The organism is Sporosarcina sp. Y1009, assembly GCF_057669865.1.
The window spans coordinates 1-24,131 of the sequence record NZ_JBYHFO010000010.1; the positions used below are offsets into that span (position 1 = coordinate 1).

Sequence of the window (24,131 nt, forward strand, 5' to 3'; positions counted from 1 at the left end):
ATCCTTGTGTCGGCGGTTCGATTCCGTCCTGAGCCACCATTCTTAAAATTAGTTTATTCATAGTGGTGGGGTAGCGAAGTGGCTAAACGCGGCGGACTGTAAATCCGCTCCCTCAGGGTTCGGCAGTTCGAATCTGCCCCCCACCACCAATGTTTTTTTAACACGAACTTTGTGTTAAAAATAACTTACAAACCATGCGAAGCATGGGCGAAAATCTTTATCTTAGGGGTATAGTTCAATGGTAGAATAAAGGTCTCCAACACCTTCGATGTGGGTTCGAATCCTACTACCCCTGTTATCTTTAAAACAATTCTATTATAATGGCGGCTGTGGCGAAGTGGTTAACGCATCGGATTGTGATTCCGACATTCGGGGGTTCAATTCCCCTTAGCCGCCCCATTTTTTAAAAAAATACTATTATGGCGGCTGTGGCGAAGTGGTTAACGCATCGGATTGTGATTCCGACATTCGGGGGTTCAATTCCCCTTAGCCGCCCTTTTATTTTTGGGGTATAGCCAAGCGGTAAGGCATCGGACTTTGACTCCGTCACTCGTTGGTNATTCCGACATTCGGGGGTTCAATTCCCCTTAGCCGCCCTTTTATTTTTGGGGTATAGCCAAGCGGTAAGGCATCGGACTTTGACTCCGTCACTCGTTGGTTCGAATCCAGCTACCCCAGTTAGATTTGCGGAAGTAGTTCAGCGGTAGAATACGACCTTGCCAAGGTCGGGGTCGCGGGTTCGAATCCCGTCTTCCGCTCCAACTTTACAATGGCGGCATAGCCAAGCGGTAAGGCACGGGTCTGCAACACCCTTACCACCGGTTCGATTCCGGTTGCCGCCTCCAATTTGTTTTTTATTCGACATCATAATATATAATTATTCTTCGCCCGAGTGGTGGAATGGCAGACACGTCGCACTCAAAATGCGATGCCGCGAGGCGTGCCGGTTCAAGTCCGGCCTCGGGTATTAAGAAAAAAAGACACAACTTCGGTTGTGTCTTTTTTGTTTATACAAAGTTATAAGTTGGGGGGGATAACGTTGCAATTAATTGAGCATACGGAATATATTAATGCACCTATTGAACGTTGCTTTGATCTTGCACGAGATGTAGTCATCCATACTCAAACTACAGTGAACACAAAAGAAACGGCTGTTGATGGAGTTACAATAGGTCTATTGATAACGGGGATACTGTGACGTGGGAGGCTGTCCATTTTGGAATCAGACAACGGCTGACTGCGAAAGTGACTGCAATGAACAGACCTTATATGTTTGAAGATATTATGGTCCGTGGCGCATTTCATTCCTTTCGACATGTTCATGAATTTACTGAAAAAGGTAACGGTACCTTGATGACTGATGCTTTCTATATAAGTCACCTTTTGGCCTTATTGGTATTATTGCGGATAGATTATTTTTAGAAAGATATATGAGGAAGTTTATCATAAGTCGTGCGAGGGCTCTGAAGGGAATTGCAGAAAACGAAATGCCTTTTGAAACCGATAAGCCGTCATTTTATAAACAAAACCGCTCCTAACCACCGAAGCGGAAGGAGCGATTTTCACAGTTGAGGGACCAGGTGACTCGACTAAGGATTGTCCATTGCAATTGCCTTGGTTGGTCATTGGAGATGGGTCACAAAGTAAATGGGGACTGGTAATGGGTTTGTCTTCATTTAAATTGGTGTCCCTGAACTGTGCCTTGGAAGGGAGTCTCACCATTCCAAGGGGTTAGAAGTATTTAGTATCCTCAAATTCTAGAATTATAGAATAGTTTTTAGCATTAATCAAATTCGATAATCTATGCGCATCCTTTTCAGCTTGCAAGGCCTTTATCCGGTATTCTTCAGGATTGAAAAGGGCGATGCGGTATACCGTTATACTTTCAGAATAGCCGTATTGGATTTCTTCTTTTTCAGCAGCAGATAATTCTTTGTAAAAGCGGGCTTTGGCACGTAATTGAGTAGCAAGTTCAATTGCTTCGACAATCGGTAATTTTTGTCCTTCAAATTCAATTTCATTGTCGATATTTGCACGATACATGAGACGGTCAAGGACACGGTTATCTAAACGTACCTCGTCTAGTTCAGACTCAACTGCTTCAAGTGTTCGTTGCTTTTTTTCTGGAGAGCTACCTTTTTCTACTGTTGTAAAGGCGGCACGTCTCATTTCTTCTTCGAGTTCGTGAACTCGCTTCGTTAATATGCTTTTTAGCTTAACAGCTTCAGCAAGTGAAATTTTGGTCATTGGTGATTCCCCCAGTCTTTTTCTATGCTTTTATTTCTATTGAAGATTGATTTTCGTGTAGAACATTCGTATGAACATCGCCGCCACTAATTTCTGTAAACATTTTACCTGCTGCAGTTGTTAATTCGAGCGCTTCGGTTGAATCCATTGATGGACGTAGAAAGAATACGTGAAGAGCATTAGTCGTTTCTTTTGTCACAGCAGTTCGAGCAGAATCGACATAAGGGCTACCAAAAGATCCCTCATTGTCTGACAAGACTAAAATGTTTTCTAGAGAATTAAATCGACCATTGAGTCCATCATATCCGCTGTCTTTATCCCCGACGCTCAGTGTAACGTTACCCATAATCTTGTCTGCGTCGTATATGCCAACTGGAATTTCATATTGCAATGAAAAGAAATTATTTAAATCAACCGCAGAGTGAACTGGACTTAAATAGTTCTGCTTTGCGATTCTACGCATCAGTGCCTCCGTTGAATGACGATGGCGAGTTGGATTGGCGCCGAATGATTTCCAAACTTCTCGCCATTCTTTAATTCCTGGGAAATCGGTTACTGGTTTTTCATCGAGGTCGAAGAAAAGGTATTCTTGAAATAATTGTAAGCGCCCTTTTATCATTTGAGGAGATTCTGAGACGGTAATTTTGGTATAATGGTTAAGGCCTACTTTAAAAGTGGGTAGGATTTCTAAAAGTGCAGGATCTAAATTTAACTTCAATGTCATCACCCTTTGTATAATATAATTTAATTTTACCATAGAGGAGGTGTTTTCATATGAATACACTCGAATTACAACAAGAAGTAATGAACTATGCTAAGTCAATCGGTATCGATAAAATTGGTTTTACAACAGCAGCTCCATTCCGCGAATTAAAAAATCGTTTAGTTCGTCAACAGGAGCTAGGTTATCAATCGGGTTTTGAGGAAAAAGATTTGAACAAACGAACAGAACCTGCACTTCTTTTAGATCAAGCAGAGAGCATTATTTCTATTGCGATTGCCTATCCGTCGCGGATGGAGAATTCGCCAAGAGGAAAAAAAGGTGAGAGACGCGGTATTTTTTGTCGTGCTTCCTGGGGGACTGACTACCATAGTGTCCTACGTGAGAGATTGAAGCTGCTAGAAGAGTTTATCCTGAGTAATGTCCCGACAGCTAAGCTGCGGTCGATGGTAGATACTGGCGAACTTGCTGATCGTGCTGTGGCTGAACGAGCAGGAATTGGTTGGTCTGCAAAAAATTGTTCAATTATAACGCCGGAGTTTGGTTCTTATGTTTATCTCGGGGAAATGATTACGAATATCCCATTTGCACCAGATCAGCCAATGGAGGATGAGTGCGGGGATTGTACGCTCTGTTTAGATGCTTGTCCGACAGGGGCACTAATCCAAGGTGGGCAACTCGATGCACAGCGTTGTATTGCTTTTCTTACGCAAACGAAAACACCAATTCCGGAAGAGTTCCGGGCTAAGATCGGTAATCGTGTCTATGGATGCGACACATGCCAAACTGTTTGTCCAAAGAACCGAAAAAAGCATAATTTACATCAACGAGCGTTTCACCCAGATCCGGAACTAGCGAAGCCATTATTACAACCAATCCTCCGCTTATCGAATCGTCAATTTAAAGAGCGGTTTGGACACGTATCTGGATCATGGCGCGGTAAAAATCCAATTCAACGAAATGCTGTCATTGCACTTGCTCACTTCAAAGAAGAAGCAGCAGTGCCTGAGCTAATAGAAATGTTGCAAAATGACCAACGACCGATGATGCGTGGAACGATTGCATGGGCATTAGGCGAAATTGGAACAGAGAATTCTTATGACGGTTTACGAGAAGCGCTAAAAAACGAAGAAGATCCCTCCGTACAAAAAGAATTACAAAAGGCCATTGATAAAAATATGAGTGAAAATCCACAAATTTAAGGAAGTGCTAAAATGGCAATACATGTTGCATTATTTGAACCAGCTATCCCAGCGAATACGGGAAATATAGCAAGAACTTGTGCGGGAACCGGAGCTAAGCTTCATTTAATCAAACCACTTGGATTTTCTACAGATGACAAAATGTTGAAAAGAGCGGGGCTAGACTATTGGAGTCATGTTGATATATCCTACCACGAAGGTATTTACGAGTTATTCGAAAAGTATCCAAAGGCACAATTTTACTTCATTACGAAGTTTGGTAAAACACCCTATACATCCTTCGATTTTTCGGAAACATCTGCGGATATATTCTTTGTTTTTGGTAAAGAGACCACAGGATTACCTGATGAAATCATTAAAGATAATGAAGAAAACTGTCTACGCATTCCGATGAATGATCATATTCGTGCACTAAACCTATCGAATACAGCGGCAATCTTAGTTTATGAAGCATTAAGACAACAATCTTTTCCAAATTTACAATAAAAAATGGGACCGCCTATAAGGCGAGTCCCATTTTTTTATGTTGGCTGGTGACCTTTTTTGGATTTTTCTTTTGTACCAGGCTTGTCTTCATATCCACCTGTAAGAATTGCAGTTAAAAATGCAACACACACACCCAAAACAAGAATTAGATTCATTTGTTCGCCTAACCATGTAAAAAAAGTATCCATTGAATGTACCTCCTGTTAAGTCAGTTTATTCTATTATAAGTATACCCTAAACTTGCCCAAAATGAAATGATTGGTGAAGCCTATTGTGACAAAGTGAGCAATTATTTAGTGCAAACCAAATTCTAATGCGGTAAAAACAATAATTGATAGGTGAACAATACTGCGAAAATATAAAGTAAAATGGGTATTTCTCTCCATTTACCTTTCACAATTTTCAATAGCGGATAGGAAATGAACCCTAGCGCAATTCCAGTTGCAATGCTCGATGTGAGCGGCATCGTTAGAATTATTAAAAATGCAGGGAATGCTTCGTCGAAAGAATCCCAGTCAATCTCTTTAACCACACTTATCATTAAACTACCAACAATAATTAATGCTGGCGCGGTAATTGCAGATACGCCGGATAAAGTACTCACCAATGGTCCGAAAAAGGCAGCGACCATAAATAAAATCCCAACAGTTAACGTCGTTAAGCCTGTACGACCACCTACCGCTACACCTGATGAGGATTCGACGTAAGCAGATGTAGGACTAGTTCCGAACATTGCTCCTACCGAAGTTGCAACAGAGTCAGCAAGCAAGGCATGACGTGCACGTGGTAATGTATTTCCTCTCATAAGTCCTGCTTGTTTGGCAACGCCAATCATTGTTCCTGTCGTATCAAATAGGGTTACGATTAAAAAAGCAAAAACGACACCATAAAGTCCGTGTGAAATAACATCGTTGACAGCCATAAGTGGATTCCAAACAAGAATGCCTTCTGGCAATGATGGTAGTTCCCATAGACCTTGTGTAAACTTAAGTTGCCCCGTAAATACGGCTAAAATCCCTGTTAATATCATTCCTATAAAAATTGAACCATAAATATTTAATGTCATCAGAACGACAGTCACCAAAAGACCAAACAGGGCTAGCAATACGGGTGGAGACGTAAGATCGCCCAATTGTACGAGATTTGTTTCGTGGCTGACAACAATATTTGAAAGTTTTAAGCCAATAAATGCAATGAATAATCCGATTCCTGCTGTAATTCCATGTTTCAAGTTTTCAGGAATGGACTTAATGAGTTTTTCGCGAAAAGGTGTTAAAGATAATATAACGAATAATAGCCCAGCGATAAAGACGGCAGAGAAAGCGGTCATATAATCTAGACTACCATTTGAAGCGAGTACGACTGAAGTGAAATAAGCATTCAAGCCCATCCCAGGTGCAATCGCAATTGGATAATTCGCAAATAAAGCCATCCAAAGTGTTCCAACAGCAGCGGAAATGATCGTAGCAAGAAATACTTGCTCAAATGGTACGCCTGCATCTGCAAGTATTATTGGGTTAACAATTATTATATAAGCCATCGTTAGAAAAGTTGTCATACCGGCTAAAATTTCGGTCTTTGCAGTAGTTTGTTGATTTTTCAAATCAAACATAATCATTCTCCTCTCTAAATACGAACAATCTGAAGCACGTAATCAATAGTATTCGTTTATGGACCGTTTTTCAAGTGAAAATGTAAAATGTAGTTAAAAAAACTTCTTATTTGTATAATAGAGAGGTAAGAAAAAGGGAGGGATAGCATTTGAGTGTCTATAAAGAAACTAAAATACTTGAAAATGGAATTGCAATGCCGCGACTTGGTCTAGGGGTCTACAAAATGAAAAATCCTGAAGAGACAGTTCAAGCAATTACGCACGCCTTGAAGTCTGGCTATCGAGCAGTGGATACAGCAGCTGTTTACGAAAATGAAGTAGAAACAGGAGAAGCTATTCGTAATTCAGGTATTCCTAGAGAGGAATTATTCATTACCTCTAAAGTTTGGAATACAGATCAAGGATATGATGAAACGTTGCGAGCGTTTGAAGCTTCTTTAGAAAGGCTGCAACTCGATTATTTGGACTTGTATTTAACACATTGGCCAGTGAAAGATAGCTATGTGGAAACGTACAAAGCAATTGAACGTTTATACGACGAGAAGTTAATCCGTTCAACAGGCGTATCCAATCACCATATCCATCATTTGGAAAAAGTGTTTGCTAAGGCGAATATTCGTCCAATGGTCAATCAAATCGAAGTTCATCCGAGATTAACACAAGTACCTTTAAGACAATTTTGTAAGGAAAATAATATTGCTGTTACATCCTGGTCGCCACTGGCAAGAGGCGGAGAATTATTATCCAATGAAGCGCTAGAAAGAATAGGGAGTAACTATGGGAAAACGACTGCACAAGTTATAATTAGATGGCATTTACAAAGCGATCTAATCGTCATTCCAAAATCGGTTACACCACATCGAATCGAGGAAAATATCGATATTGCAGATTTTGAATTATCCAAAGAAGAGATGGAAATAATTGATTTACTAAACTTAAATGAGCGTGTCGGATCAAATCCAGATAAATTTTAAAAGAAAAAAATGCCTAGGAGAATTGCTCTCCAGGCATTTTTTATTCAATGATTATTTGTTCTTTCGTAAATGGGTGTATAAACGATAATCCGCTTGCTGTAAGGCGGAACTCGCCATCGCGTGTTTGACTACCTCCGTATAGGCTATCACCAACTACTGGATGTCCAAGATGTGCCAGATGGACACGGATTTGGTGTGTGCGACCAGTTTCAAGTTCAGCTTCTACGATGGTTGAATCTTCTTTCCGTTCGATGACATGGAAATGGGTAATTGCCGATTGTCCTGATAGTGAAACAATGCGTTTTGCTGGGTGATGACGATCTCTTCCAATTGGAAGTTTGATTGTTCCTTTTGGCCTTTTAAGTTGACCATCTACTTCTGCTTGATATTTTCGAACGATTTCATTGCGCTCAATCATACGATCAAAAAGAGCTTTTGCAATCGGATGCTTTGCGATGAGTAATACACCAGAGGTACCTTTATCGAGTCGATGAATATGTTCCGCATAATTTCCGCCTTGTTTTGTAACATAATCCATAACAAAGTTCATCAAAGTACCAGTTTCTCCTGAGTCATCTGGGTGAACAGTCACGCCAGCAGGTTTATGAACACCAATGATATGTTCATCCTCAAAAAGAATTTGTAGTTTTTGTTCTTCTGGTAGATATGTTGAACGTGCATCAGGAACTGTTAAAGTTATTTCTGTTCCTAATGGCATTGGAGTTCGCCATTCGATTGGTTCACCATCAGTTCCAGTTACACTTTTAGCCATTCGCATTAGGTGTACAGTCTTTTTGCCGGCCTGCCATTGCTCACGCAGTAGATGTTCAACTGTCAATCGATCTTCTGTCGTAGTAAATTTAAACGAACTCATAAAACTTCATCCTTCCAACGTACTTACTCTGATTCGAATTCTTTGAAAAATGCACGGATATTCTCTTCAGGCTGTGCACCGACCATTCGGCCTATCTCTTCACCGTTTTCATAATGGACAAGTGCTGGCCAAGATTGGATATCATATTTCGTTCCTGTTCCCGCCTGATTGCCATATTCGAGCATATTGTATTGAAGTACATTTACATCGAGCTCATTTGCGATGGGCATCATGATTGGAGTCATTTGCATACAGTACTGACATTCTGGATGGAAATAATAAGCAGTGACAGATTCACCAGCTTCAATTTTTTCGAAAAGTGTTTCTGGAAGTACGATGTTATTGTAATTTTCATTACCGATTAAGTCAATCGTCGACTTTGCAAGCTTGTCAGTATCATACGGGTTATCTTTTAATTTCTCTTTGTTGGATTGGTTTGTGAGCACAACAATGAGGATGAACATAGCGACAATCACGCCACCAATTATTAATAACTTCTTCACTTTATTTCGTCTCCTTTTGCCATTTCAACATGAAAAGGCTTGTGATTAAGATCAGTAAAAATGCAATGAGTGCAAGAAATGGAATCGTTATGAAACCCAAGTAATTAACATATTGGCCAGTACATGTTATATCTCCGCATGCAGGTGCGCTATCACTAAGGAATTTTAGTTTCTGAAGTCCGTAATGATAGAGTGAAATTCCACCACCAATGAAAGAAAAGACTGCGGTTGTCAAAGCAATTTTTGCGTTTTTTTGTATAAGGCCAATGACTGCAATAAGAATAATGGGGTACATCAATATTCGTTGGTACCAGCATAGTGTACATGGTTGAAATCCTCGTACTTGAGAGTAGTATAATGATCCCAAAGTGGCGACTAAAGATACGATTGAAATAAAGACGAGACCATTTTCTAGCCGTTTTTGCATTTTAACAACTCCTACTAAATATAATTACTGCTTTGATTATAAGGCGAAAGGTGAGGCAAGTAAATCTTCTTGATTATGTTCTGCTGATTATTGAAGGGTTGTGATGAAGTTGTGTCAATAAATCGTAGTTATCTAGCTAGTTATCTATCAACCTAAAAAAGATTGTAAAAAAAGAAAAGGCGAGACACATGATTGTGATTCGCCTTTTAGTGTTTCATTTGTGGTTCTTTGATGGGTGTTTTCGCATGCTTTTTGTGACTTTTTTCCATTTTTTTCGTTCAGCTGTTTGGGCAGAGCGATCCATTTTTCTATCGAGATAGGCTAATTCTCTTTTTAGTTTTAAATAGCTTTGGTAGCGATCCTCAGCTAAACTTCCAGTTGTGAGGGCATTTTGAATCGCACAACCGGGTTCGTTATTATGTTGACAGTCATTGAATCTACATTTGCTCACCAATTCATTAATGTCTTGAAATCCTGAATCGAGGCTTTCTTGATGATCCCATAATTGAAACTCTCTCATTCCAGGTGTATCTATGAGGATACCGCCGGTTGGAATTGTGACCAGTTCTCGATGTGTTGTTGTATGGCGACCTTTGTCATCATCCGCCCGAATGTCTTGCACGGCCATCAATTCACGTCCACATATCGCATTAATGAGCGATGACTTTCCAACACCTGAAGAGCCCAAGAGTGCCGCCGTTTTATTGTTCTTTAGCAAATCGGTAAGTGCATCGGTGCCTTCACCTGTCAAATTGCTGACTGTGAAAACCTCCGTACCAGGCGCAATTATTTGTGCTTCTTCAAGATAAATAGCAGGATCTTCAGCGACATCTTTTTTTGTTAAGACGACGACGGGGGTTGCCCCGGAATCATATGCAGCAACTAAGTATCGCTCGAGTCTTCTTGCGTTGAAATCATGGTTCATCGACATGACAAGAAAGACAATGTCGACATTTACCGCGATAATTTGTTCGGTGATCGTTGTACCGGCTGTTTTTCTCGAAAAAAGGGATGTTCTTGGTAAAATCGTATGGATAATTCCACGTTCTTCCCCAGGCATTTTCTCTACAGCAACCCAATCACCAATCGCAGGATAATCCCGCCGTTCTGTCGCTGCATGTTGCATTGCCCCGGAACAAACGGATAACCATTCACCTTCAGTGGTGATAACACGATACATTTTTTTATGTTCAAGTGTGATACGTCCTGGAATATATTTTTCGTTATTTACTTTTGCAAAATTTACTTCATGGGTACTACTCCAACCATAATCCGTTAACTTATTCAATGATAATTCCTCCTGTTTTTTGCGAATAAAAACCGTGACATCCTGATTGGACACCACGGTACATTCGCGTAGAACAGAAAAATATGCTTAGGAAATAAACATTCCAGGCGAAGGTATGGGTCCAATCAGATGTTTAACAATAGGCATGAATGTATTCATACGACTTCACCTCTTTCCTGTAGATTGTTGTCAATATTAACAGACGATTAAAAATTTGTCAAATCAGGTTCAATATGAACGAGAATAACTGATAGGGGTTTATATGCGCCAATTTTTTGTTCGATTTCTTCAGTAATCCTGTGACTTTCAATGACATTTAATGATGGATTCACGGTAACGGTGAGATCGACAAACATTAAATTCCCATGCATTCGTCCTTTAAATTCCTTCAGTTCGATAACCCCATCGACGCGACGAGCTAATTCAGAAAGTATTTCTACATCTTCTTCATCAAAACCATCTGTCAGTGTGTGGACACTTGGATAAAATATTTTCCATGCTGTCCAAATGACTAAAATACCGATGATAAAAGCGGTAATTGAATCAATAATTGGAAACCCAATGACAGCACCCAAAATACCAATTGCAGTTCCCACACTGACAAGTGCATCTGAGCGATTATCGTATGCAGCAGCACGAACTGCTTCACTGCCGATTCGTTTGGAAAGTTTTAAGTTATACCTGTATACCAAATACATAACAAACGCACTTGAAATTGCAACAATTGCTGTCAGCATTGAAGGCGTTGTATTGACGGGATTTATAATGTTTTTCCCAGCGTTTAATAGAATTTGAAAACCTACAAAAGCCATTATGAAAGCTGCTACAAGTGAAGCAACTGTTTCTGCACGCATATGGCCGTATTGGTGGTCCGCATCAGGTGGCTTTTGTGCAATCTTTAAACCAACCAAAATGGCAATGGATGCGATGATGTCAGTTGTATTATTCAGACCATCCGCTTTTAATGCTTCTGAGGATCCGAAATACCCAATCACTAGTTTAATGGCGCTTAGTAAAATATATGTCCATATACTAAGCCATGCGCCTTTTTCGCCTTCTTTTAAATTGGCGTAGATTTCCATATTAAAACCGCCTTCCGAATGAAAGAGCGACTCTCATGTGGAGAGTCGCTCTGCTATCAGGATCCTGTTGAAAACTCTATGTCGTCTCCTGCTGCTTCTTCTTCGTGTTTCATTACTTCTAAATAAATTATGTGATGTCCATCCACTTCTTTAACCATAAATTCATAACCTTGTTCAATTATCTTTTCGCCTTTCATCGCTTCAAAGCGTTCAGTCATAAACCAGCCGCCAATTGTATCAATGTCTTCCTCTTCAATTGCAATGTTAAGGATGCCATTTACTTCTTCAAGAAGCAATTTTGCGTCAAATATATAATGGTTTTCACCGACGATTTGAACTTCGGGTATTTCATCTGTATCAAATTCGTCACGAATGTCTCCAACAATTTCTTCTAAAATATCTTCAATTGTGACGAGACCTGATGTGCCGCCATATTCATCCATAAGAACTGCCATATGAATGCGTTCTCTTTGAATTTTGAGGAGCAAATCGCCAATTGGAATATTTTCAATGACACTAATAATTGGCTGCATATGATTGATGACCGGCTCGTTACCTACTGTAGGGTCTTTAATATAGGCGGTTAATAAATTTTTCATATTTATAAGGCCAATAATATGGTCTTTATCCCCATCTGTTACTGGATAACGCGTGAATTGCTCTATGCTAGACATCTGGAATACTTGACTCAAAGTCAATTCTTTATCAACAGTCATCATTTCTGTTCGTGGTGCCATAATTTCTTTCGCAATACGATCATCAAATTCGAAAATCTTATTCACATATTTATATTCAGCTTGGTTAATCTCGCCGCTTTTTAAACTATCGGATAAAATCAATCGTAACTCATCTTCTGTATGAGCCACATCTGAATCTGAAATTGACTTAAATCCTAATACCTTAAGAATAGCACGAGCGGAACCGTTCATCCCTTTGATAACTGGATACATAATACGATAAAATAGTATTAACGGTTTCGCGAATAAAAGTGTGACTTCTTCTGCTTTTTGTATGGCAATCGTTTTCGGAGCTAGTTCGCCTACAACAACATGCAAAAATGTTACAAATGTAAAGGCAATGATGAAAGAAAGGATGCTTGAAACACTAGCAGAAGTATCGAAATAAACGAAAACTGGTTGCAACATTAACTTTACGGTTGGTTCTCCAAGCATACCAAGGCCGAGTGCAGTTATCGTTATTCCTAATTGACATGCGGATAAATACTCATCCAAATTGCTGACGACTCTTTTAGCACTCATAGCTTTTGGGTGACCCTCGGCAACGAGTTGGTTAATACGTGTAGTTCTAATCTTTACAATTGCAAATTCACTCGCAACAAAAAATGCGGTGAGCGCGATCAAGACAGCAAATGCTGTCAATCGTATGGGAATTTCCAAATAATTACTTTGTCCTGTACCCAGATGAGGGTTAGAACAAAGTGTACACCTCCTAATAATCTAAAATAATTTAGTTAAGTCTATGATAAATTAATTCTAGACATAATACAATTGATTATGCTTAAATCCAAGAAAGAGAGTAGCTTTGATATCATTTCCTGAATATTTTAGTTTGATAGTATATTTTATTTTCGAAAAGTATTGACATATTTGAATTGGAAGTGTTAATCTTGGTTTATTCGAGAACTTTCGAAAACCGAAATAGAAAGGGAGGTACGGACAATGAATAACTTCAATGATTTGACAAAACTAAGCTTAATAAAAATACCGTGCCTAACCGATTTCTGTTAATTTTCATGATTAATTGAGCGGAACGGCATATATGCCGTTCCTTTTTGATGAGCACACGCTTACTCTAGGAGGCGTGTGCTCTTTTTAGTTATCAAAAATTAGAAAATTCAATAATAGGAATTAGTTAGGTGTTTGAGAGAACTCAGGAAGTAGGTTGGTTTAATTATGTTTTCAGTATTATTTAAATTGAAATGGTTTTTTAAAGAAAATCGTAAGAGGTATACCATTGCACTTATTTTATTGTTGGTTACGAACGTACTTGTTATTCTTCCACCTTGGCTTATCGGTGAAGCAATCGATGCCATTTATCTGCAAACGATGACTGTTAAATTGTTAGCCGCATTTATCGGTGCGATGCTTTTAATCATGATTGTTAATTACTATTTTAGCTACATCTGGCAATATCAGCTGTTTGGTGGGGCTTATGTGATTGAACGACAACTTCGTGGAAATTTAATGGGCCATTTCTTGAAAATGACACCGACATTTTATGAGAAAAATAAAACAGGTGACTTAATGGCGAGATCAACGAACGACCTTCGTGCGATTTCAGAAACAGCAGGCTTCGGAATTATGACACTTGTCGATTCGACGGCTTATTTATTTACATTGGTATTGACAATGGGCTTTCTCGTGTCATGGCAGTTGACGTTAGCTGCTATTCTTCCCTTGCCGATATTGGCATTTATCATGCAATATCTTGGAAAGAAAATTCATGAAAGATATATTGTTGCACAAAAGTCTTTTGGTGAATTGAATGATAATGTACTTGAAGCAGTAGCGGGCGTTCGAGTGGTCCGTGCATTTGTTCAAGAACGATCAAGCGAAAAGAATTTTGCAGAGATGACGGAAGATGTCTATAAAAAGAATATGCATGTTGAGAAAATAGACGCTTTGTTTATGCCGATTTCCAAAATATTAACCGGCCTTACTTATATGATTGGGCTAGGATACGGGGCTTATTTGGTTTCAGAAGGTGTTATTACACTTGGGAAACTTGTTACGTTTAATGTTTATTTATCAATGATCGTTTGGCCGATGTTCGCAATTGGCGAATTAATAAACGTCATGCAACGCGGGAATGCTTCCCTCGACCGGGTGACCGAGACGCTTGATTACGAAGAAGATGTCAAGGATCCAGAAGTTCCGGCAATGGTTTCTAATCCGGAAGATATTGGTTTCCGAGATGTTGTCTTTACGTATCCAACATCCGGGACCGTGAACTTGGATAATATTCAGCTTCAATTAGAAAGAGGAAATACGCTCGGAATTGTTGGAAAGACTGGAAGTGGAAAAACAACATTCGTTAAGCAGTTGCTCAGAGAATATCCTGCTGGTTCCGGGGAGATTGCTTTTTCAGGCGTGAATTTACAAGCGCTGACTAAAAATCAAGTGAGGGATTGGATTGGGTATGTACCCCAAGATCACGTACTTTTTTCAAGGTCTGTTCGGGAAAACATCTTGTTTGGACGGCCAGATGCAACAGAAGAGGAGATTTCTGAAACGATACGTCTATCCTATTTTGAAAAGGATTTAGAAATGCTTCCCGATGGTTTGGACACACTCGTTGGGGAAAAGGGAATTGCTTTATCGGGTGGGCAGAAACAACGAATTTCAATTGCCCGTGCGCTCGTGAAGAATCCGGAAATATTAATATTAGATGATTCGCTTTCTGCTGTGGATGCCAAGACAGAAGCAAAAATCATTGAAAATATTCAAGCGGAACGTAAAGGAAAGACAACGATTATTACAACACATCGTTTGTCAGCAATCCAACATGCGAATTGGATTATCGTGCTTGAAGATGGACGTATTGTAGAAGAAGGCACGCATGAAGCATTATTAGAACACAATGGCTGGTACAAAGAACAATTCGACCGCCAACAAATCGGGGAGGTTGAGTAATATGGGTACTGGTAAACGATTACTGTATTACGCACTTGACTATAAAAAGTTGCTCATCGCGGGAATTGTTCTCCTTGGATTTGCGGTTGCTGCAGATTTAATGGGACCGATGATTGCGAAAGAAATTATTGATGAACATATAGCTAGCGCTGTAGACGGGGGCATTGATTTTACTCCGATAGCCAAATTATTAGCAGTCTTTTTTGGCCTTGCAGTTGTCACAGCGATATTGAGGTATTTCCAATATTTACTATTACAAAATGCGGCAAATCGTATCATCCAGAAAATACGCAATGACTTATATGAGCATATTCAAACATTACCGATTCGCTATTTTGATAACTTGCCTGCTGGGAAAGTTGTTGCACGAATCACGAATGATACAGAAGCCATTCGTAATTTATATGTCACGGTACTTTCGCAATTTGCAATAAGCGGCATGTATATTACCGGAATCTTTGTGGCGTTATTTTATTTAGATCCAAAGATGGGTGCCATTACCTTGTTCGTCTTGCCAATACTTTATATTTGGATGAAGGCTTACAGGAAGTTTGCATCGAAAGTAAACCATATCATTCGTAGCAAAGTAAGTGATATGAACGCGATGATCAATGAATCCATAAACGGGATGACGATTATTCAAGCATTTCGTCGTGAAAAACAAATGGGTGAGGAATTTGGAGAACTTAATGATGAACATTTCCGTTACCAAAATAAATTACTGAAAGTAGAAGCCGCAACGTCGTACAATTTAGTTGATGTGCTGCGCTCGCTAACATTTGTGATTTTCATTTGGTATTTCGGAGGTGCCTCATTATCTGGTGAAACTGTCATTACAGTTGGGTTGCTCTATGCCTTTGTAGATTATATAACAAGGCTTTTTAATCCGGTTACGGGTATCGTCAATCAATTTGCACAGCTAGAACATTCACTAGTTGCAGCTGAACGAGTGTTTCGCTTACTTGATCGTGAAGGAGAGCCAGTGAGTGATCATAAGGTTGCCAGATATCGTGGAAATGTTCGTTTTGAAAAAGTGTGGTTTGCTTATAATGAAGAAGAATATGTGTTGAAAGATATTTCATTCGAAGCAAAACAGGGAGAGACCGTTGCGTTAGTGGGTCATACTGGATCGGGAAAAAGCTCCATTATGAACTTACTGTTTCGTTTTTATGATGTTTCAAAAGGGACCATTACAATTGATGGGATGAACATTGGTGAGATGCCGCGGCAAACGGTTCGTGATTATATGGGGATTGTTTTACAAGATCCTTATCTATTCAGCGGTACTGTGGAATCGAATATATCACTTGGAGATTCGCGGATTACGCGTGAGAAGGTCCAGCAATCATTGGACGCGGTTGGCGGCGACCGACTCTTGAGGCATTTACCGAATGGGATTGATGAAGAAGTGGTCGAGAAGGGTAGTACACTTTCTTCGGGACAACGCCAGCTCATTTCATTTGCACGGGCGCTTGCCTTTGACCCTGCGATACTGATCTTGGATGAAGCGACTTCAAATATCGACACTGAAACGGAAGAGATTATTCAACATGCGATGGATGTTCTGAAAAAAGGAAGAACAACATTCATCATTGCGCATAGACTTTCTACAATTAAAAATGCAGACCGGATTTTAGTACTTGATCACGGGGAGATAGTTGAAAGTGGCACACATGATGAACTACTAATTTTAGGCGGCCAGTATGCACAAATGTATAAATTGCAGGCGGGGACAACGAATAGAGTTGTGTAAATCACAGGAACGAGGATCAATCATATGATTGATCCTTTTTTTTCTCAAATCTCGTTGCTATACTATTCTGGAAAGCGTATATTTAGAGTATCGAAGTATCATGCGCGAAAGTAGGAATATTATGTGGAAGTGGTTTACGGATTGGAAGAATAAAGTTTCTGGATTTAATAGAAACGTGAAATTATTCATGCTTGCGAATGTGCTCATTTCAATCGGAATGGGTGTTTTTATGGTTATGTATAATTTGTATATAAAAGAGCTTGGCATGCCGGAAACGATAAACGGTAAAGTTATATCGATGACGGCGCTGGCGTCTGCGATCATGCTGATTCCAGCAGGACTTTTAAGCGATAAATTTGGGCGGAAGTGGATGATTATTGGCGGGACGGTATTTGGTGCGATGACGTTGTTCTACCGTAGCATTACAGTTTTGGAAACGCCGATTGTTTATGCAGCCTTTTTAACAGGTATTTTTATGGCGTTCGTTCAAGTTTCTGGTGTTCCGTTTCTTGCGGAAAACACAAAACCGAAAGAGCGTGTCCATATGTTTAGTTTGCATTTCGCTTTAATGACGGTTGCAAACGTCATCGGAAGTTTATTTGGCGGTGTTTTATCAGATGTTCTTCAGATTACCTTATCTCTAGGGGCAGTGGAGTCAATCCGTTGGGCTTTACTAATCGGTGCAATTACTTTCACGATTGGACTTATCCCGCTGTTCAAATTGCAAAATAGGAATCCAGTGCCTATTGTCGTAAAGGAAGTCGTTGAGGAACATAAACCTAAAATCGACGATAGTTTAAAAAGAAACCTCATTCTTATTTTTCACTTCTCATTTGCAAGTCTGCTTATCGGACTCGGATCGGGATTAGTGATTCCATATTTGAACTTGTACTTCTCAAATCGTTTCGATGCATCCAATTCATTTATAGGTTTGGTTTTATCATTGGGCTCTGGAATGACTGCTGTTGCGATGCTTATCGGACCTGTGTTAGTGAAGAGGGTCGGGAAAGTGAAAGCATTAATTTTATTTCAAGTATTGTCGATTCCATTTTTACTATTAACAGCATATACGACATCACTCCTACTCGCTTCTATCGGGTTCTTAGTGCGTCAGGCACTGATGAATGCCGGGAATCCAATTCAAAGCGCAGTGGCGATGGAAATCGTATCGGACAAATATAAAGGACTTGCGAACTCTATCAATCAAACAGTCTTTCAGCTCGGTTGGGCAACCATGGGACCAATCGCTGCAGGACTTGTCATTTCATTCGGCTCTTATTGGGGCTATGCATATGCATTTACCATAACGGGTGTTTTGTACGTGATCTCGTCAACGTATTATTACTTTATTTTTGGGAGAAGAAAATTATCTGAGGAATGAATCAATTCAAATATCTGGTATTTAATAAAAGGGGTGCCGGGAATGAATACATTTATAATGCTACCTGTAATTATTGGCGTAGGGATTTTACTTTTAGTCACCTTTGCAATTTACAAAGCCATTCGGAATCGGAAAGAATTGGGGAATATGTATACGCCGTATGACGATATGGTACGAGGAACAACAGATGTGAATAGCAGTAAGTATCCGGCAAAGGATACGAAACACGCAATACCTTTTGAAGAAAGTCAAAAAGTAGAACGTGAATGAGAAAGGGCCAAAATAACTTTTGGTCCCTTTTTATTCATCCCTTTAATCATACACATGAAAAATCATTAATTCATGAATCATTTTCTTAATATCTTCTTCATCAGGCGGCGTTTCACCGAGCCATTTAATAGAACCATCCGGTAAATATTCACCGGTATACCTGACACTCTTAAAGAAAAAAGCGAATGTCCAACCTGGGAGTTGCGCGTTTTCAAACATTGGTTTATAGCTGAAATGTTGTAGCAATGTACTACCCCTCTCATAAGACAGCGCCGTTTCGCATAAAATTGAAAAAAGACATGCGAAAGGATGCTGACGTGTTTACTGATAAATTAAAGCAGGCCATCGAAGACGAATTTAAAGACTACCACTTTTATAAATCGATGTATAAACTGACAGATGATCCACTATGGAAAGATTTCATCAAGCATGCGTATGAAGATGAAAAAAGTCATTATGAAATGTTTCAACAACTCTATTATATGCTTACGGGAAGGTTTGTACAAAACCCGAAGAAAAGATTACCTTGTTATAATTTAAAAGAGTGTGCAAAACAAGCGCTTCTTGATGAATTAGAGTCTGTGGAAACGTATAAAGTAATGTTGTTGACGATTCCTATTCAACAAGCGTATAATCCCTTATTTATCGCCATGAACGATGAAATGGAGCATGCGATTCGATTTTCAACCATGTATAATGCATTATAACAATGCGACAAATTTTTCCGATCGCGCGACTTCTGTTATAATCAGAGCGTAACGAAACGGAAAAAGGTGAAGCGATGGATTTTATATGGACATTATTATTTATGGCATTTATCGGCGCGCTAATCGGTGGCCTTACAAACCATTTAGCCATTAAAATGCTCTTTAGACCCCACAAGGCACTGTACATTGGCTCTTGGCGACTGCCATTTACGCCAGGACTTATTCCGAAAAGACGGGATGAATTGGCGAAACAATTTGGTAAAACCGTCACGAACTATTTACTGACACCAGAAACATTTAAAAAGAAATTATTAACACCAGACATGGAAGAGAAGGCAGAGAACTTTCTTCAACAAAAATTAGAGGAACATGTTCTACATTCAGATAAAACATTGAATGATTGGCTAGAAGTTGCTGGAGCTACTGCTGTTTCAGAAAAGATTGAAGGAAAAGTTATTGAATTAGTAGACAATCAACTTCTGGTAGTTCGCACAAAACTGACAACAGGTACGGTCGAAGAGCTACTTCCAGAAAAATGGCGGTTAGAAGCGGTAGAACGGATTCCGCAAATAACGACCTATATTTTGCAACAGTCGGAGCAATATTTTGAGTCCGATGAAGGAAGAGCAATGTTTCGTAAGCTAATCGATGATTTTCTTGCATCGAAAGGGACATTCGGTAGTATGGTCAATATGCTTTTCGGAGAATCCGAATCGCTTGTTGCAAAAGTTCAGCGTGAGGCATTGAAATTTATTGGTGCCCCTGGGACATATAATCTAGTGAATACGATTATATTAAATGAATGGGATAAATTACAAAAACGCCCAGCGAATGAACTGCTTGCTGATTTTGATTGGGATGGACTCTTCGGTTCGGTCAAAGGTTATGTGAAAAAAGAATTGGCCATCGAATCCCGATTAGACAAGACATTACAAGATTATTGGCCAGATGGAGCAAATTGGACAGCTAGTCATATTACACCAACGATTATTCAATTCGCTTTTGGGCAAGTCGATCAACAATTAGAAACATCGCTTCGCAAATTAAAAATAGATGATATGGTTAAAGAGCAAGTCGATTCATTTCCTGTGGAAGTGCTGGAAGATCTTGTACTAGGCATTTCAAGACGTGAATTCAAAATGATCACAGTTCTTGGTGCGGTGCTAGGCGGCGCCATTGGAATTGTACAAGGTTTAATCGTATTTGCGACGAATCTTACTTAGGAGGAATTATAAATGACTGTAAATATTTATGATGATTTAAACAAACTGGAAGCAACCTTTAGAAAAACAACTGAGTTTTCAGAAGTTCAACAAGCGGTAGAGGTAGTTAAAGCAGATGAAGACGCGCTAGCTTTGTTCAAAAACTTCCGTAAAATCCAACTCGACCTGCAAGAAAAACAAATGGCCGGGGAAGAAGTAGAAGCCGATGAGCTTGAGTACGCGCAGAAAACAGCACAGCTCGCACAATCAAACGAAAAAATTATGGCAATGCTTGAAGCGGAAATGAAGTTAAGCGGGTTAATCGAAGAAGTTAACCGAGTGCTTATGAAACCCGTTCAAGAAGTATACGAATCAATCTAATGTAAAATCGTCAAGTCAGTTTTTATTTTTAATACTGACTTGACGGTTTTTATTTTTGTCTTTTTGCCTAAAGAATACGTGCATTCCTACATACAGGGCGATACAATTAGAACATGAAATAGAAAGTTGGGAAATAATATGCAAAAAATTAAAGTTGAAAATACATTTGCAACAGACTGGATTCGTATGTTCGCGCATCTTGCAAATCTCTTCTTTGAACAATGCGAAATTGTTACTGAGGATGCAGAAAATGCGAGTAAGGTGGATTTCGTCTTTACGGAACTTGAAGGAAATCGACTGTCCGGAACAGCGAAATTGACTTACGAAGGAAAAGAATATGTAGCAACGTATTCAGAGATTGAACTAGATGGCGATAAAAAAGACAAATCTCGTCAATTAAAGCGAATTTATTCACAAGTGTTTTTGGAAGTTCTTGAAGAGGCAACTGGAATGAAACAGTCTTGGGGAATCTTAACAGGCATCAGACCGATGAAGTTATATCACAAGTATCGTCGTGAAGGACTTAATTCTGAAGAAGCCATTGAGAAAATCATGAAAAACTACCGAGTTTCTCGTGAAAAAGGAGAATTGTTGGCGAAAATCGCAGCCATTCAACTTCGTTCAGTTCCCGATCTATATGATTTAAAAGATGAAGTCAGTATTTATATTGGAATTCCTTTTTGTCCAACAAAATGTGCTTATTGTACATTTCCGGCCTATGCAATTCGTCGAAAAAGTGGTCGCGTGGAATCATTTTTGGATGGCTTACACGAAGAAATTCGTGAAATGGGAAAATGGCTAACAGAAAAAGATATGAAGATCACAACAATCTATTTTGGCGGCGGAACACCAACATCTATCGAAGCAGAAGAGATGGATGAGCTGTACAAGACGATGTACGAATCTTTTCCGAATATGGAAACGGTGAGAGAAGTTACAGTGGAAGCAGGTCGTCCAGATACCATCACTCCGGCTAAAATAGAGGTGTTGAAAAAATGGGGAATTGATCGGATAAGTGTTAATCCACAGTCTTATACAGATGAAACGCTAAAGGCGATTGGTCGCCACCATACCGTTCAAGAAACAGTAGATAAGTTTTGGTTATCACGAAATATGGGCATGAAAAATATTAATATGGACCTCATTATTGGCTTGCCAAATGAAGGAATGGAAGAATTTGAACACTCACTTGCAGAAACGGAAAAAATGCAACCCGAGTCATTAACAATCCATACACTATCCTTCAAACGAGCATCTGAAATGTCGCAAAATCGAAATAAGTATAAAGTGGCGGACCGGAAAACTGTCGAGCGTATGATGAAGCGCGGGGAAGAATGGAACGAAAAAAATGGCTATGACCCATATTATTTATATCGTCAAAAAAATATTCTTGGGAACTTAGAAAACGTAGGTTACGCAAAACCCGGGGAAGAAAGTATTTATAATATCGTCATCATGGAAGAAGTACAAACAATTATAGGTGTTGGATGTGGGGCATCAAGTAAGTTTATCGACCGTGATACCGGGCGCATTAAACAGTTTTATAACCCGAAAGATCCGGCGGCGTATATATTGACGTACGAAGAATCAATCGAGAAAAAATTAGCGTTTCTTGAAGGGATTTTTCCCGAAACTGTCATAAAATAAAGGACTTTCAATGAAAGCGTCGAATATGTATAAATGAATGACTATTCATTTCATTGGGAGAGGTGGCAATTATTTTGTATACAACAGTAGAATTAAAAACGGAGGGGCGTCTTGCTCGACTAACTCTGAATAGACCAGCGTCGATGAACGCTATGGACGGGGTCATGATGAAAGAGCTTGCCGATGTGTTTGAATCGTTGAAAAGTGACGAGACGGTGCAAGTATTGTTAATTAATGGTGCTGGACGTGCATTTTCTGCAGGCGGGGACATCAAAGCGATGCTCGATCCGGAAAATCCAATGGAAATTAGCGATATCATGGGGGATATTTCACGTTTAGCTCAAAATCTTTACACATTGCCTCAAATCTCTATCGCAGTTGTCCACGGTGCAGCAGCTGGACTGGGGTTAAGTGTCGTCCTTGGCTGTGATTATATAATTGCAGAAGAAGAAGCCAAAATTGCGATGAATTTTATCGGCATTGGGTTAGTGCCAGACGGGGCGGGTCATTTCTTCTTGAAAGAGCGAGTCGGTGTTCCGAAAGCGAAGAACCTTATTTGGTCGGGGCAAGTGTTGAATGGCCAAGTAGCCCACAGTCAAGGTCTAATTGACGAGGTAGTTGACGAAGGGAAGGCCGCCGAGCACGGGGAAGCGATGGCGAATAAGTTACTTGCTTCACCAATTGCCGCAATGATTGCGACTAAGAAAATTTTACATGAACAAAAAACAAAAGAACTTGAACGCATTTTGGAAATGGAAAGCGAAGCGCAACAAGCGATGCGAAATACGGAAGATCACTTAGAAGGTATTCAGGCGTTCGTGGAAAAACGGAAACCGGTCTTTAAGGGGAAGTAATTACCACTTTACATTTAAACAAAAAATACCAAGCACTAACTTAATCACAAATTAAGTAGTAGCTTGGTATTTTTCTATTTGTATTTATCTACAGTTTCACGCCATGAAAAATAACCTTTTTCAACAGCACGGATTAATAATTCAGCGGTAGCAATATTTGTCGCTAATGGGATGCTGTAAACATCACAAAGACGTAGCAAAGCGCTGACATCAGGCTCATGAGGTTGAGCAGTCAGTGGGTCGCGGAAAAAGATAATTAAATCCATTTCTCCGGTAGCAATCATCGCACCGATTTGCTGGTCGCCACCTAGTGGGCCAGACATAAGTCTATTAATGGATAAATTCGTTTCAGCCATTATTCTTTTTCCAGTGGTTCCGGTAGCGTATAATTCATATTTCGTAAAAATCGGTTCATAAGCAATTGTGAAATTTACCATTTCATCTTTCTTTTCATCATGAGCAATTAAAGCGATTTTCAATTTATGCACCTCTTTTTTTATGAGTGGAACAATAGTAATTTTCCTGAAGGTGAAGCCAAACGATGTGTTGCCTCGAGTAAATCCTTACCTTCGAGAATAATCTGTCCTTTTTCTGTTGCTTCCTCATCATTAGCCGCTTCTAACGACTCGTCCATAATGACTTTCCCTTTAGCTTCATATGCAGTCAATTTATAAGTTTTCATGGAATCCCCCCATATCTCTATTATTTAGTATACTACGAAAGTTTGAAAAATGAAATTTACAAAGAAGGCTTTACATATAGTGGGAAAGTAAAGTAACCTTTATGTAAAGAGTGCTTCACCAAAGATTTATTCGATTGTCTGATTGAAGATGTATTCACACCGAAGGAGGAGAAAGTATAATACCA

The 24,131-nt window shown here is 39.5% G+C and carries 25 protein-coding genes, 9 tRNA genes and 1 pseudogene; 22 read left to right on the forward strand and 13 right to left on the reverse strand.

All coding sequences use genetic code 11. The annotated features are described in order from the left end of the window. Positions 1-64: 64 nt before the first annotated feature. The 10 genes and pseudogenes from AC25Y1_RS12700 (at position 65) to AC25Y1_RS12745 (ending at position 1,538) form a co-directional block, all read left to right on the forward strand. Positions 65-149: transfer RNA gene (locus AC25Y1_RS12700), tRNA-Tyr, on the forward strand. 75 nt (positions 150-224) lie between these two features. Continuing rightward, positions 225-295 (forward strand) — tRNA-Trp (locus AC25Y1_RS12705). A gap of 28 nt (positions 296-323) precedes the next feature. Further along, a tRNA-His gene (locus AC25Y1_RS12710) sits at positions 324-399 on the forward strand. Positions 400-422: 23 nt separating this feature from the next. Beyond that, a tRNA-His gene (locus tag AC25Y1_RS12715) sits at positions 423-495 on the forward strand. 12 nt (positions 496-507) lie between these two features. Further along, positions 508-598: transfer RNA gene (locus AC25Y1_RS12720), tRNA-OTHER, on the forward strand. Positions 599-606: 8 nt separating this feature from the next. Continuing rightward, positions 607-678: transfer RNA gene (locus AC25Y1_RS12725), tRNA-Gln, on the forward strand. Positions 679-686: 8 nt separating this feature from the next. Continuing rightward, a tRNA-Gly gene (locus AC25Y1_RS12730) sits at positions 687-761 on the forward strand. 10 nt (positions 762-771) lie between these two features. After that, a tRNA-Cys gene (locus AC25Y1_RS12735) sits at positions 772-845 on the forward strand. A gap of 41 nt (positions 846-886) precedes the next feature. Beyond that, positions 887-967 (forward strand) — tRNA-Leu (locus AC25Y1_RS12740). 72 nt (positions 968-1,039) lie between these two features. Further along, positions 1,040-1,538: pseudogene (locus AC25Y1_RS12745) on the forward strand (SRPBCC family protein). Positions 1,539-1,731: 193 nt separating this feature from the next. On the opposite strand, the gene AC25Y1_RS12750 reads toward AC25Y1_RS12745, so the two are convergent. Together AC25Y1_RS12750 and AC25Y1_RS12755 are read right to left on the reverse strand one after the other, a co-directional pair. Continuing rightward, positions 1,732-2,247: a hypothetical protein gene (locus AC25Y1_RS12750; protein ID WP_488148375.1), complete on the reverse strand. Its 516-nt coding sequence runs from the start codon at positions 2,245-2,247 to the stop codon at positions 1,732-1,734. Positions 2,248-2,269: 22 nt separating this feature from the next. Beyond that, on the reverse strand, positions 2,270-2,965 hold the full coding sequence (locus AC25Y1_RS12755; protein WP_488148376.1) for a B3/B4 domain-containing protein: 696 nt from the start codon (positions 2,963-2,965) through the stop codon (positions 2,270-2,272). A gap of 56 nt (positions 2,966-3,021) precedes the next feature. Between AC25Y1_RS12755 and queG the strand changes: the two genes are divergently transcribed. Both queG and trmL read left to right on the forward strand, forming a co-directional pair. Then, on the forward strand, positions 3,022-4,170 hold the full coding sequence (gene queG, locus AC25Y1_RS12760; RefSeq protein ID WP_488148377.1) for a tRNA epoxyqueuosine(34) reductase QueG: 1,149 nt from the start codon (positions 3,022-3,024) through the stop codon (positions 4,168-4,170). A gap of 12 nt (positions 4,171-4,182) precedes the next feature. Continuing rightward, on the forward strand, positions 4,183-4,656 hold the full coding sequence (trmL, locus tag AC25Y1_RS12765; protein ID WP_488148378.1) for a tRNA (uridine(34)/cytosine(34)/5-carboxymethylaminomethyluridine(34)-2'-O)-methyltransferase TrmL: 474 nt from the start codon (positions 4,183-4,185) through the stop codon (positions 4,654-4,656). A gap of 35 nt (positions 4,657-4,691) precedes the next feature. Here trmL and AC25Y1_RS12770 read toward each other — a convergent pair whose 3' ends face one another. Further along, the gene (locus AC25Y1_RS12770) at positions 4,692-4,844 is read right to left on the reverse strand and encodes a hypothetical protein (RefSeq protein WP_488148379.1); all 153 of its coding nucleotides are present in this window, start codon (positions 4,842-4,844) and stop codon (positions 4,692-4,694) included. 122 nt (positions 4,845-4,966) lie between these two features. Beyond that, entirely contained in the window at positions 4,967-6,268 is a 1,302-nt protein-coding gene (locus tag AC25Y1_RS12775) for an NCS2 family permease (RefSeq protein ID WP_488148380.1), read from the reverse strand. Between the two features lie 194 nt (positions 6,269-6,462). Between AC25Y1_RS12775 and AC25Y1_RS12780 the strand changes: the two genes are divergently transcribed. Beyond that, complete coding sequence (locus tag AC25Y1_RS12780; RefSeq protein WP_488148480.1) at positions 6,463-7,242, forward strand: aldo/keto reductase; 780 nt, start codon at positions 6,463-6,465, stop codon at positions 7,240-7,242. Between the two features lie 40 nt (positions 7,243-7,282). Here AC25Y1_RS12780 and AC25Y1_RS12785 read toward each other — a convergent pair whose 3' ends face one another. The 6 genes from AC25Y1_RS12785 to AC25Y1_RS12810 form a co-directional block, all read right to left on the reverse strand. Continuing rightward, entirely contained in the window at positions 7,283-8,116 is an 834-nt protein-coding gene (locus tag AC25Y1_RS12785; protein WP_488148381.1) for an RluA family pseudouridine synthase, read from the reverse strand. Positions 8,117-8,139: 23 nt separating this feature from the next. Further along, complete coding sequence (locus AC25Y1_RS12790; RefSeq protein WP_488148382.1) at positions 8,140-8,619, reverse strand: thioredoxin family protein; 480 nt, start codon at positions 8,617-8,619, stop codon at positions 8,140-8,142. A gap of 1 nt (position 8,620) precedes the next feature. After that, positions 8,621-9,046 (reverse strand): disulfide oxidoreductase, encoded by a 426-nt coding sequence (locus AC25Y1_RS12795; protein ID WP_488148383.1) that lies wholly within the window; start codon positions 9,044-9,046, stop codon positions 8,621-8,623. A 214-nt stretch (positions 9,047-9,260) separates the two neighbouring features. Continuing rightward, positions 9,261-10,334, reverse strand: coding sequence for a ribosome small subunit-dependent GTPase A (gene rsgA / locus AC25Y1_RS12800; RefSeq protein WP_488148384.1), 1,074 nt, complete (start codon positions 10,332-10,334; stop codon positions 9,261-9,263). A 206-nt stretch (positions 10,335-10,540) separates the two neighbouring features. Next, on the reverse strand, positions 10,541-11,416 hold the full coding sequence (locus tag AC25Y1_RS12805; protein WP_488148385.1) for a cation diffusion facilitator family transporter: 876 nt from the start codon (positions 11,414-11,416) through the stop codon (positions 10,541-10,543). A 56-nt stretch (positions 11,417-11,472) separates the two neighbouring features. Then, entirely contained in the window at positions 11,473-12,795 is a 1,323-nt protein-coding gene (locus AC25Y1_RS12810) for a hemolysin family protein (protein WP_488148386.1), read from the reverse strand. 534 nt (positions 12,796-13,329) lie between these two features. Here AC25Y1_RS12810 and AC25Y1_RS12815 point away from each other — a divergent pair. The 4 genes from AC25Y1_RS12815 (at position 13,330) to AC25Y1_RS12830 (ending at position 18,473) form a co-directional block, all read left to right on the forward strand. Continuing rightward, complete coding sequence (locus tag AC25Y1_RS12815; protein WP_488148387.1) at positions 13,330-15,069, forward strand: ABC transporter ATP-binding protein; 1,740 nt, start codon at positions 13,330-13,332, stop codon at positions 15,067-15,069. 1 nt (position 15,070) lies between these two features. Next, positions 15,071-16,822: an ABC transporter ATP-binding protein gene (locus tag AC25Y1_RS12820; protein WP_488148388.1), complete on the forward strand. Its 1,752-nt coding sequence runs from the start codon at positions 15,071-15,073 to the stop codon at positions 16,820-16,822. 121 nt (positions 16,823-16,943) lie between these two features. Further along, on the forward strand, positions 16,944-18,203 hold the full coding sequence (locus tag AC25Y1_RS12825) for an MFS transporter (protein WP_488148389.1): 1,260 nt from the start codon (positions 16,944-16,946) through the stop codon (positions 18,201-18,203). 42 nt (positions 18,204-18,245) lie between these two features. Further along, complete coding sequence (locus AC25Y1_RS12830; RefSeq protein ID WP_488148390.1) at positions 18,246-18,473, forward strand: FeoB-associated Cys-rich membrane protein; 228 nt, start codon at positions 18,246-18,248, stop codon at positions 18,471-18,473. Positions 18,474-18,515: 42 nt separating this feature from the next. On the opposite strand, the gene AC25Y1_RS12835 is transcribed toward AC25Y1_RS12830, so the two are convergent. Then, complete coding sequence (locus AC25Y1_RS12835; protein WP_488148391.1) at positions 18,516-18,719, reverse strand: YheE family protein; 204 nt, start codon at positions 18,717-18,719, stop codon at positions 18,516-18,518. 41 nt (positions 18,720-18,760) lie between these two features. On the opposite strand from AC25Y1_RS12835, the gene AC25Y1_RS12840 reads away from it, so the two are divergent. The 5 genes from AC25Y1_RS12840 (at position 18,761) to AC25Y1_RS12860 (ending at position 23,264) form a co-directional block, all read left to right on the forward strand. Further along, the gene (locus AC25Y1_RS12840) at positions 18,761-19,180 is read left to right on the forward strand and encodes a ferritin-like domain-containing protein (protein WP_488148392.1); all 420 of its coding nucleotides are present in this window, start codon (positions 18,761-18,763) and stop codon (positions 19,178-19,180) included. A gap of 74 nt (positions 19,181-19,254) precedes the next feature. Further along, positions 19,255-20,403 (forward strand): DUF445 domain-containing protein, encoded by a 1,149-nt coding sequence (locus AC25Y1_RS12845; protein WP_488148393.1) that lies wholly within the window; start codon positions 19,255-19,257, stop codon positions 20,401-20,403. Positions 20,404-20,415: 12 nt separating this feature from the next. After that, on the forward strand, positions 20,416-20,763 hold the full coding sequence (locus AC25Y1_RS12850; RefSeq protein WP_488148394.1) for a YlbF/YmcA family competence regulator: 348 nt from the start codon (positions 20,416-20,418) through the stop codon (positions 20,761-20,763). Between the two features lie 138 nt (positions 20,764-20,901). Then, the gene (locus tag AC25Y1_RS12855; RefSeq protein ID WP_488148395.1) at positions 20,902-22,410 is read left to right on the forward strand and encodes a coproporphyrinogen III oxidase; all 1,509 of its coding nucleotides are present in this window, start codon (positions 20,902-20,904) and stop codon (positions 22,408-22,410) included. Between the two features lie 71 nt (positions 22,411-22,481). After that, complete coding sequence (locus AC25Y1_RS12860; protein WP_488148481.1) at positions 22,482-23,264, forward strand: enoyl-CoA hydratase; 783 nt, start codon at positions 22,482-22,484, stop codon at positions 23,262-23,264. A gap of 74 nt (positions 23,265-23,338) precedes the next feature. Here the strand turns inward: AC25Y1_RS12860 and mgsA are convergent, their stop codons facing one another. Continuing rightward, a complete protein-coding gene (mgsA, locus tag AC25Y1_RS12865) occupies positions 23,339-23,752 on the reverse strand; it encodes a methylglyoxal synthase (RefSeq protein ID WP_488148396.1) in 414 nt (137 codons plus the stop codon). Between the two features lie 8 nt (positions 23,753-23,760). Continuing rightward, on the reverse strand, positions 23,761-23,946 hold the full coding sequence (locus tag AC25Y1_RS12870; protein WP_488148397.1) for a YhzD family protein: 186 nt from the start codon (positions 23,944-23,946) through the stop codon (positions 23,761-23,763). Positions 23,947-24,131: the final 185 nt, after the last annotated feature.

Coding starts and splice junctions, on each gene's coding strand:
- AC25Y1_RS12855 (WP_488148395.1), top strand. CDS start 20,902: ATGCAAAAAATTAAAGTTGAAAATACATTTGCAACAGACTGGATTCGT.
- AC25Y1_RS12805 (WP_488148385.1), bottom strand. CDS start 11,416: ATGGAAATCTACGCCAATTTAAAAGAAGGCGAAAAAGGCGCATGGCTT.
- AC25Y1_RS12795 (WP_488148383.1), bottom strand. CDS start 9,046: ATGCAAAAACGGCTAGAAAATGGTCTCGTCTTTATTTCAATCGTATCT.
- AC25Y1_RS12845 (WP_488148393.1), top strand. CDS start 19,255: ATGGATTTTATATGGACATTATTATTTATGGCATTTATCGGCGCGCTA.
- AC25Y1_RS12815 (WP_488148387.1), top strand. CDS start 13,330: ATGTTTTCAGTATTATTTAAATTGAAATGGTTTTTTAAAGAAAATCGT.
- AC25Y1_RS12850 (WP_488148394.1), top strand. CDS start 20,416: ATGACTGTAAATATTTATGATGATTTAAACAAACTGGAAGCAACCTTT.
- AC25Y1_RS12770 (WP_488148379.1), bottom strand. CDS start 4,844: ATGGATACTTTTTTTACATGGTTAGGCGAACAAATGAATCTAATTCTT.
- AC25Y1_RS12825 (WP_488148389.1), top strand. CDS start 16,944: ATGTGGAAGTGGTTTACGGATTGGAAGAATAAAGTTTCTGGATTTAAT.
- queG (WP_488148377.1), top strand. CDS start 3,022: ATGAATACACTCGAATTACAACAAGAAGTAATGAACTATGCTAAGTCA.
- AC25Y1_RS12775 (WP_488148380.1), bottom strand. CDS start 6,268: ATGTTTGATTTGAAAAATCAACAAACTACTGCAAAGACCGAAATTTTA.
- AC25Y1_RS12820 (WP_488148388.1), top strand. CDS start 15,071: ATGGGTACTGGTAAACGATTACTGTATTACGCACTTGACTATAAAAAG.
- AC25Y1_RS12750 (WP_488148375.1), bottom strand. CDS start 2,247: ATGACCAAAATTTCACTTGCTGAAGCTGTTAAGCTAAAAAGCATATTA.
- AC25Y1_RS12780 (WP_488148480.1), top strand. CDS start 6,463: ATGCCGCGACTTGGTCTAGGGGTCTACAAAATGAAAAATCCTGAAGAG.
- trmL (WP_488148378.1), top strand. CDS start 4,183: ATGGCAATACATGTTGCATTATTTGAACCAGCTATCCCAGCGAATACG.
- AC25Y1_RS12870 (WP_488148397.1), bottom strand. CDS start 23,946: ATGAAAACTTATAAATTGACTGCATATGAAGCTAAAGGGAAAGTCATT.
- AC25Y1_RS12830 (WP_488148390.1), top strand. CDS start 18,246: ATGAATACATTTATAATGCTACCTGTAATTATTGGCGTAGGGATTTTA.
- AC25Y1_RS12785 (WP_488148381.1), bottom strand. CDS start 8,116: ATGAGTTCGTTTAAATTTACTACGACAGAAGATCGATTGACAGTTGAA.